The sequence below is a fragment of the Shewanella sp. A32 genome (genome assembly GCF_029167175.1).
Lineage (GTDB): Bacteria > Pseudomonadota > Gammaproteobacteria > Enterobacterales > Shewanellaceae > Shewanella > Shewanella yunxiaonensis.
On sequence record NZ_JARFTS010000026.1, the window covers coordinates 45,674 to 54,675 of the forward strand.

Annotated in this window: 9 protein-coding genes; 3 read left to right on the forward strand and 6 right to left on the reverse strand. The window is 45.3% G+C overall.

Annotated features, from left to right (window positions below; genetic code table 11):
* Window positions 1-89: 89 nt before the first annotated feature.
* Window positions 90-1,472 (reverse strand): Na+/H+ antiporter NhaC family protein, encoded by a 1,383-nt coding sequence (locus tag PY479_RS15365; protein ID WP_275484277.1) that lies wholly within the window; start codon window positions 1,470-1,472, stop codon window positions 90-92.
* A gap of 535 nt (window positions 1,473-2,007) precedes the next feature.
* On the opposite strand from PY479_RS15365, the gene PY479_RS15370 reads away from it, so the two are divergent.
* From PY479_RS15370 to PY479_RS15380, 3 genes are all read left to right on the forward strand, one after another.
* Entirely contained in the window at window positions 2,008-3,222 is a 1,215-nt protein-coding gene (locus tag PY479_RS15370; RefSeq protein WP_212593465.1) for a pyridoxal phosphate-dependent aminotransferase, read from the forward strand.
* A gap of 115 nt (window positions 3,223-3,337) precedes the next feature.
* Entirely contained in the window at window positions 3,338-3,925 is a 588-nt protein-coding gene (yfbR, locus tag PY479_RS15375) for a 5'-deoxynucleotidase (RefSeq protein ID WP_212593466.1), read from the forward strand.
* 15 nt (window positions 3,926-3,940) lie between these two features.
* Complete coding sequence (locus tag PY479_RS15380) at window positions 3,941-5,272, forward strand: anti-phage deoxyguanosine triphosphatase (protein WP_275484278.1); 1,332 nt, start codon at window positions 3,941-3,943, stop codon at window positions 5,270-5,272.
* 4 nt (window positions 5,273-5,276) lie between these two features.
* Here the strand turns inward: PY479_RS15380 and PY479_RS15385 are convergent, their stop codons facing one another.
* From PY479_RS15385 to PY479_RS15405, 5 genes are all read right to left on the reverse strand, one after another.
* Window positions 5,277-5,909, reverse strand: coding sequence for a YchE family NAAT transporter (locus tag PY479_RS15385; protein WP_275484279.1), 633 nt, complete (start codon window positions 5,907-5,909; stop codon window positions 5,277-5,279).
* A 212-nt stretch (window positions 5,910-6,121) separates the two neighbouring features.
* Window positions 6,122-6,667, reverse strand: a complete 546-nt coding sequence (locus PY479_RS15390; protein WP_275484280.1) for a DUF2058 domain-containing protein — start codon at window positions 6,665-6,667, stop codon at window positions 6,122-6,124.
* Between the two features lie 2 nt (window positions 6,668-6,669).
* The gene (gene pyrF, locus PY479_RS15395; protein WP_275484281.1) at window positions 6,670-7,374 is read right to left on the reverse strand and encodes an orotidine-5'-phosphate decarboxylase; all 705 of its coding nucleotides are present in this window, start codon (window positions 7,372-7,374) and stop codon (window positions 6,670-6,672) included.
* A 32-nt stretch (window positions 7,375-7,406) separates the two neighbouring features.
* Window positions 7,407-8,567, reverse strand: coding sequence for a lipopolysaccharide assembly protein LapB (gene lapB, locus PY479_RS15400; protein ID WP_275484282.1), 1,161 nt, complete (start codon window positions 8,565-8,567; stop codon window positions 7,407-7,409).
* Window position 8,568: 1 nt separating this feature from the next.
* Window positions 8,569-8,841, reverse strand: coding sequence for a LapA family protein (locus PY479_RS15405; RefSeq protein WP_275484283.1), 273 nt, complete (start codon window positions 8,839-8,841; stop codon window positions 8,569-8,571).
* Window positions 8,842-9,002: the final 161 nt, after the last annotated feature.

Consider the following 9,002-nt stretch of genomic DNA (forward strand, 5'->3'; position numbering starts at 1 on the left):
TATTGAAAATAAAAAAGCCAGCAATTTGCTGGCTTTTTTATTTGGTGAATCCGGAGAGGTCACAACTGAACCGCTCGACTGAATTCAAATCAGGCGATTAGAATAAATCCGAAAAACGCGATTACCGCGGCTATTAACGCATAAGGCAACTGGGTGACAGCATGGCTCACCAAATTACAGCCAGAACCTTGTGCTGCAAGCACAGTCGAATCTGAATAGAAACACGCCTGACTGCCAAATGAAGCTGCCGATAGCAATGCCCCTACTACAAGTGGAATATCTGCGCCAACAGATTTTGCCAGTGGCATAACAATCGGAATCGTTACTGCAAAAATTCCCCAACTCGACCCCGTTGCGAAGGCCAGGATCGCCATGGCAACAAACACCAGAGCAGGCAACATCTGCGCCGTCATGTAAGGACTCAGCACCTCAATGACATACTGTGGCAACATCAACTGGTCGCAGACGTCTTTAAAAACAAAAGCCGCAATCACTGTGCCGATGGCTGGTAGCATACTTTTAAAACCATCAATCATCTGATCCATCATCTCTGCGAAAGGCATCAGGCGTTGAACGGCATAATAAGGAATGGTAACCACCAATGTTGCCAGCAACCCTTTCCAGACATCAATATCGAAATAAACAGTAAATGCGACCAACAGCAGCATCGGCACTAAAAAGTTGTGCAATTGTCCCTGTTTATCCGCATGTTTGAATTCCGCTTCCAGTGCTCTCACCGCATAATCGTCTGAAGTTAAAACTTCATCGACTTTCGCTTGTTCTTGGGTCGGCATTCCGGTTTTGGCAGCAAGTTCTGCTTTTTTCATTGGACCAATAGCAGGCACAATGCCGGCGGACACCAATAACACCATCAACACCGCCAGCCAGGCGTAAAGCATGTAGGGAATAGCTTGCATATACACATTTATCCCCTCACCTTTGGCCGCGACACCATTGTCAACCAACAAGCCGCCAAAGAATACGGCCCAGGTAGACACAGGGACAATCACACACACTGGCGCTGCGGTTGAGTCAACAATATACGCCAGCATTTCGCGGGATATTTTAAACCTGTCGGTTACTCGCTTCATGGTCTCACCCACAGTTAACGCATTCAGGTAATCATCAATAAAGATGACAATCCCTAATACAAACGTCATCAGCAAGGATGAGCGTGGACCTTTGGCAAAACGCATGGCATTTCTTCCGAAGGCCAAAGCGCCACCGGTACGCACAAGTAACGCGATTAAAGCACCGAAACTACCACATACTAATATCAGCCAACCGATGGTTTCATCGGCCATGACTTTGAGTGATGCATCTGCAAAGCTGTTTAGCACCTCTGCCGGGTTAATTAGTACTAAGCCGGTTACCGCTCCGATAATTAACGCCAAAATTGGACGTCGCAGCAAAATGGCACAAACCAACACCACAATAGGTGGGATTAGACTTAACGCTGTCGGTTCAGACATGCACTTAGGTCCTCAAATTTAAAGGGCCGCAAGGCCAAATAGTTTAATGGTGCTTTGTTGTTATTCCGTTGCACCCGTTAACTGTCTGGTAGGTTATTCCTTGAGCAATTAAGCATCAGGACACCATCCCAATAACATCTGGCTGAAAATAAATCGCTTATGAACACTAGTCAACCAAATATCTATGCTTAACGACACAAGTGCTTAAGCTCTCGCTAACATTAACCACTTTACAAGTTAATTCAGTTCATTAACTGACCATGCCATGCAATTTTCAATGGGGTACTGTTGGGTAATTATACGAGTTTAACGCATATAGATTTATTCATTGGCCTGACGGTTTATTAGTGGAAAATCTCCCAACATGTGAAAATGTCAGCACTATATTTTGCATCTATGAAATTATTTTGAAATTGGCGGATAAATCATCTGAAAAATATAGATATTTTTTTATTTACCTCTTTTTATATGCTTTGAAATTCGCTATTGTTCTCCGTCCAATCTATTTGTTTTAAGCCATCAGCTTCGAGGTAATATGCGGCCCGTAATAAAATCCCATAAACTGGACAGTGTTTGTTATGACATTCGTGGTCCAGTTCATAAGGAAGCCCGCCGCCTGGAAGATGAAGGTCACCGAATCCTCAAGCTCAATATCGGGAACCCAGCCGTTTTTGGTTTCGAAGCCCCCGAAGAAATTGTCCGTGATGTGATCCTGAACCTGCCATCTTCTCAGGGTTATTGTGAATCAAAAGGTCTGTTCTCCGCTCGTAAGGCGATTGTGCAGCATTATCAGTCCAAAGGTATTCACGGCGTGGATATCGAGGATGTTTATATCGGTAACGGTGTATCTGAGCTCATCATGATGTCTATGCAGGGTTTGCTAAACACTGAAGACGAAATACTGTTGCCCTCACCTGACTATCCTTTATGGACTGCGGCGGTGAATCTGGCGGGCGGCAAAGCTCGGCATTATATTTGTGATGAAGAAGCGGACTGGTTCCCGGATCTAGATGATATTCGCAGCAAAATCACCCCTCGCACACGTGGTATTGTAGTCATTAATCCTAACAACCCAACGGGTGCGGTTTATCCGAAAGAGCTTTTGTTGGAAATTGTAGAGATTTGCCGTGAGCATTCATTAATTCTGTTTGCCGATGAGATTTACGACAAAATTCTGTATGACGGTGTACAGCATACTCATGCTGCCAGCTTATCGGATGATATCCTGACCGTGACCTTTAATGGTCTTTCAAAAGCCTATCGTGCTGCGGGTTTCCGCGTCGGCTGGATGATGTTGTCTGGCAACCTCAAGGCGGCAAAAAGCTATATTGAAGGGCTGGAGATGCTGTCCTCAATGCGCCTTTGCGCCAACGTGCCTAATCAGCACGGTATCCAAACGGCATTAGGTGGTTATCAGAGTATTAATGAACTCACTGCGCCCGAAGGCCGGTTAACTTTACAGCGTGATACTTGTTACGATCTGCTGAATCAGATCCCTGGGGTGAGCTGTAAAAAACCTAAGGGAGCCATGTACGCGTTTCCGAAATTAGACGCTAAGCGTTTTAGCATTCGTGACGACGAACGGCTAGTGCTCGATCTGTTAAGAGAGAAGAAAATATTATTAGTACAGGGAACCGCCTTTAACTGGGCAGAGCCCGATCATTTACGAGTAGTATTCCTACCGTACAAAGAAGATCTACAACGCGCCTTGTTCGCCTTTGGAGATTTTCTCGGGCATTACCATCAGTAATCTGTCAAAGAAGCCGTGCCCGTCACGGCTTCTTATTATTGTCACCACGTCACTGCCATTCCCCTTGCGCTTGCGTTAAAGTACTTAAAAATTCAGTATCATCAAAGAGGATAAGATGAGTCATCTGTTTGCCCACCTCGCCAGGATGAAACTCATTCAGCGTTGGCCGCTAATGCACAATATTCGCCAAGAGAATGTACAGGAACATTCGCTGCAGGTTGCGATGGTAGCCCACGCGCTCGCCATTATCAGTAATCGTCTTTTTAATGGCGCTTACTCACCTGATCGCGCGGCAACGTTAGCCATCTTTCATGATGCCAGTGAGGTGCTGACCGGTGATTTACCCACGCCAGTGAAGTATTTCAACAAAGATATTGAAACTGAATACAAAAAAATTGAAGCCATTGCCGAAGAGCGACTGTTGCAGATGGTACCGGCAATCTTTCGGGAAGATTATCAGGCATTATTTATCAGTGATGAAAATGAAGCCGATTATCGTAAATTGGTAAAATCGGCGGATACCTTGTGTGCTTATCTTAAATGTCTGGAAGAAAAGCATGCGGGCAACAGTGAATTTAATTCAGCGAAAAAACGTCTGGAAGAGATGCTGGATAACAATCCCGATCCGGCTGTACGTTATTTTCGTAAAGAATTTATCCCCAGTTTTACTCTCGACCTAGACCAGATCAATCAGCTGTTATAAACAGGGACGCTATCAATGGAAACTAATCCTTGGCTAGAACGCAGAGAACAAGACCTTAGCCAACGACGAAATGATCATCGGTCACCTTATCAGCGAGACCGAGCTCGTATCATGCACTCGGCTGCATTTAGACGACTGCAGGCCAAAACCCAGGTTTTGGGGGTAGGCATGAACGACTTTTATCGCACTCGCCTCACTCACTCGCTGGAGGTGTCTCAGATAGGGACTGGTATTGCTGCGCAGCTTAAACAGCGTTATCCAGAAATGGAGCGCTGGCTCGATTCTATGAGTCTGATTGAATCTTTATGTTTGGCTCATGATATTGGTCATCCACCTTATGGTCATGGTGGCGAAACCGCACTCAACTATATGATGCGAGATCATGGCGGTTTTGAAGGCAACGGCCAGACGTTTCGCATTCTGACCAAGTTAGAACCTTATACCGAACACTATGGTATGAACCTGACCCGTCGCACTTTGTTGGGGGTGATGAAATATCCAGCCCTGGCGGAATCGCTGAGAGCCAAGACCACTCAGGCAGCAGTGGTTAATTATCGACAACTGAAACCCAGTGAATGGCCACCGGTAAAAGCAATATTTAACGATGATTGTGCCGTGTTTAACTGGGTACTGGCGCCACTCACTGATCATGATCGTGCGGAATTTATTCGCAGCACAGAAACTGCAACAGGCCAACATCAGCGTACCCTCCACAAATCATTTGACAGTACCATTATGGAATTGGCGGACGATATCGCCTATGCCGTACATGATCTGGAAGATGCGATAGTGATGGGCATCGTCAACCGTGAACAGTGGCTAGAGTTTGTGTCTCCTAGGTTGTCCTGTTTGCAGGAGCCGTGGATAAAGGAACAATTGGATAACATTGACGGTCGCCTGTTTTCCAGCAAGCATTACCGCCGTAAAGATGCCATTGGCACACTGGTAAACGCCCTAGTCACCGCGATTTGTATCAAAGAAATCAGTGGGTTTACTGAACCGCTATTGCGCTATCAAGCAACGATTGAAGCGCCATATGATGAATTGCTAGAAATTCTCAAACAATTTGTACTGAAATATGTCGTGCGTAAGCCGGAGATTCAAATGCTGGAATACAAAGGACAACAGATTGTCATGGAATTATTTGAAGCGCTGGCATCCGATCCATTGCGGCTATTACCGTTCAATACCCAGGAGCGCTGGCAATCCGCACAACGGCATGGCGGAAATAGTCTGCGAGTTATTGCGGATTATATTGCCGGAATGACAGATGAATTTGCCGCCCGACTGCATCAACAACTGTTCAGCCCTCGGGCAGCGTCACTAATGGAATTTAGTCACCTATAAATCACTAGCCTAGCAAACTTGGGAAAAGCCCTTTTAAGCCGGCAGCCATGACTTCAATGCCGATGGACAACATCAGCAATCCCATCAAACGGGTAATGACGTTAATGCCGGTTTTACCTAACAGTTTGTTTATTGCGGTGGCCATACGAAACAAGGTAAAGCTAAGTAATCCAAACAACACCACCGTTACTGACATCGCCAGCACATTAAGAATGCCTTTGTGCTCAGCGGCAAAGACGATGACAGAGCTAATGGCACCCGGGCCCGCCATTAACGGTAAGGCTAATGGCACAACAGCAACGGAATCCATCATTGAGGCTTCGCGGTCTTCCTCTGGATTACGCTTAACTTCACTGAGTTTTCCTTGCAGCATCGACATAGCGATGATGGCAATCAAGGTGCCACCGGCAATACGAAATGCGGACAGTGAAATACTGAACATATTGAGGATCAGTTGGCCAGCGACAATAGTACTCAGCAAAATTATCACTACTGCAAAGTTAGCAACTTTAGCGGTTTGGTCACGTTCAGCGGCCGATTGATGGCTGGTAAGACTGACAAAGACAGGCAAGAGTCCGATAGGATTGATAATTGCCAATAAACCCAAAAAGAATTTCACGTAAAGAGTGAGTTCCACTTTGTTAACCCTTACAAGACACCAGAATAAGCCACCACGGCATTTCGAGGCGCATAATCTACTCCAGCTTGGGTTAATTACAAAATGAGATTTTTTGTAGTTTTTCCCTTAATTTCTTTATGGATAAATTCACTGGGAAAAGACGCACGATCTCGCAACAACATACACTTCCGAATAAACAAACGGCTCCATGAGAAGCCGCTTCGCCTTGATTACCACATCAGATCGTCTGGGATCACATAATCCGCATAGGGATCTTCATCATCATCTTTACTTGGTTGGTCTGCCTGCGATTGCCATAAATAACCCACCCACTCTGGCACTAACATGTAAACGCGTTCCGCCAATTTATGAGGTACCAGGTAACTGTGCTCTTCGATTCGCGCAATGCCGAGCTTTCCGTTCAATAACTGCTGCTGTTGTACATTATCAATGTACACGGAATAAATTTTATTAAGTAAGGTGTAATTAAATTTAATATCACCTTCTTTAGCTAAGGTAATTGCCTGTTTTTTGACCTCATTAACCAGACCTTTAACCAGACCTTTTTCGGTCGCTTCTGCAAAACGCTGTTCGTTTAGCTGTTTATCACGCTTGGCCTGTTCCGCCTTTTGCGCTGCAACCTGTTGCTTCAGGGCTTCGCTACCATCGTCGATATTAGACTTCCGATTGCGCTTTTTTTGCGTTTTTACATCTTTAATTTTTTGCTTATTCGTCAAGCCGGCTTTGAGTAACTGTTCCTGTAATGCATTAGCCATATTTACGACCTTAAGCCAATCGAATGATAAATCGCTTCAAGTGTAGCCAGAGGCTCCTCAGCCTGAGTAATTGGGCGGCCGATGACCAAATAATCCGCACCGGCATCCAAGGCTGCTTTAGGTGTCATTATCCGCTTTTGATCGGCAGCGTCGCTGCCGATTGGACGTATTCCCGGAGTCACGAGTTTGAAATCTTCCCCAAACTGGGTTTTTAATGTGCGTGCTTCCTGTGCTGAACATACAACCCCATTGAGCCCAGCCTCATAGGTGAGCTTCGCCAGACGTTTTACCTGCTCTTCAGCACTGGCGTTAATCCCTAACATTTGCAGTTCTTCACTGCTCATCGAAGTTAGCACGGTTACCGCTATCAGTAATGGCGCATTCTCTCCATAGGGTAACAGGGCTTTACGCGCGGCTTCCATCATCGCCAAACCACCACTGGCATGGACGTTTACCATCCATACCCCGAGTTCTGCGGCTGCAGTTACTGCTTTGGCGACAGTATTCGGGATGTCATGAAACTTCAAATCAAGAAATAAATCAAAACCCCGATTTTGAATGTCACGCACCAGTTGCGGGCCAAACAGAGTGAACATCTCTTTGCCAATTTTCAACCGACATAGATTAGGATCTAGTTTATCAACGAGTTGTAGTGCATTGAATTTATTGTCAAAATCAAGTGCCACTACAATAGGTTTTTCCAACATTTGAACTCCAATGGATCAGTAATTCCAGTGGTCTATTCACCATCAAGACCACGAATACGTTTAATGCTGCCCCAATTTTTACAAGAGGGACAATGCCAGTAAAGAGTATGTGACGGAAATCCGCATTCCCGACAACGATAACTGGGCCGAAATTTTATTTGCTGTTCGACTAACTGCTCAAGCATAGCCAAGCTATCACGCGCCTGCCCTTTTTCAGCCTGTTGAATATGCATTTGCATCAATAATTGAAAGCCGCGCATGGTCGGGTGACGATATAGCTTGTCCAAGACCATTGCCTCCGCCGCTTTCGGTTCACCTTTCTCAATCATATTCAATGCTAAGGCGACGACAACTGACGCGCCGGCACCACTACTTATTGCGCGCGCCAATAACTGCTGATATCCCGCTTTGTCACCGGTGGCTTGGGTCATTTGCTTGGCAAACCCCAATCCATCTGCAAACAACTCAACATCGGCATCAATCAACTTTTCTAGCATCTGTCTGCATTCATCAAATTGTTCGAATGCCAAATAGATACCCGCGAGTTCCAACAATGCCCGTCCACATTGCAGATCGAGTTTTAGCGCCTGACGTAACAGTTTGATTTTTCCTGCCTTGTCAGGATTTTCTTCCGCAAGTTGACAATAAAAATGTGCAATGACAGGTTTTAATGCTTGCTGACTTTTACGAGGCAGTCGGCGCGTAATATCAATGGCCTTTTGCCACTCCTTGGTCATCTGATAGATAGCAATAAGTGCATTTTCGGCATCTTCAGAATGATCTTCCTGACCAGCAAGATTCAAAAAGATCTCTTCAGCGCGGTCATAAAAACCTGCGGCGAGGTAATCCTTTCCCAACTCCATCATGGCTAAATCACGCTGTTCGTTTGATAGAGACGGCCTAGCAATAAGATTTTGATGAATGCGTATAGCTCTATCAACTTCGCCGCGTTTACGAAACAGCGAGCCTAATGAAAGATGGGTATCTATGGTTTCGTCATCGACATCCAACATACTGATAAACAGATCAACGGCTTTATCAGATTCATTGGACAACAAGAAATTAAGCCCGGTGAAATAATCACGGCTCAGCTTTTTTTGCTGTAAATTCTGCTTTTGTCTCAGATTGCGTCGGCCCATATACCAGCCATAAGCGGCGGCTATGGGCAACAGCAGGAAAAGCAGTTCCAACATATCAGGCGTCTTGCTCCTGCTGTGAAGCGGTTAAGGCCATAATTTTTTTTCGGGCGCTTTTCAGCGAAAACTTCAACCGTAGTATGTAATAAAACGCGATGAACCAACTAACCAAAAAGCCAGCTAAAAACACTACGGCAAGTACAATAGGCAACCGATATTCACCTTGTGCGACAAAATAACTGATTGTGACTACTTGTTCGTTACGGGATCCAAAGATCAACGCCAGCACAAATAACAGTGCCAACAGTATAGTGGCAATAAATGACTTCATATCTGACTCCGGAAATCGTCACTTTCAATCTCCTGATTATCCAGTAATTTGCAGGTACTGACCAGTGTTGCCTTATCGTAGATATAAAAAACCACCTTCTGAAGAAGGTGGCTTTGTGATTACCCCCTAAAAGGGGGCCTTCTATACTAGAGCAAGCTCAG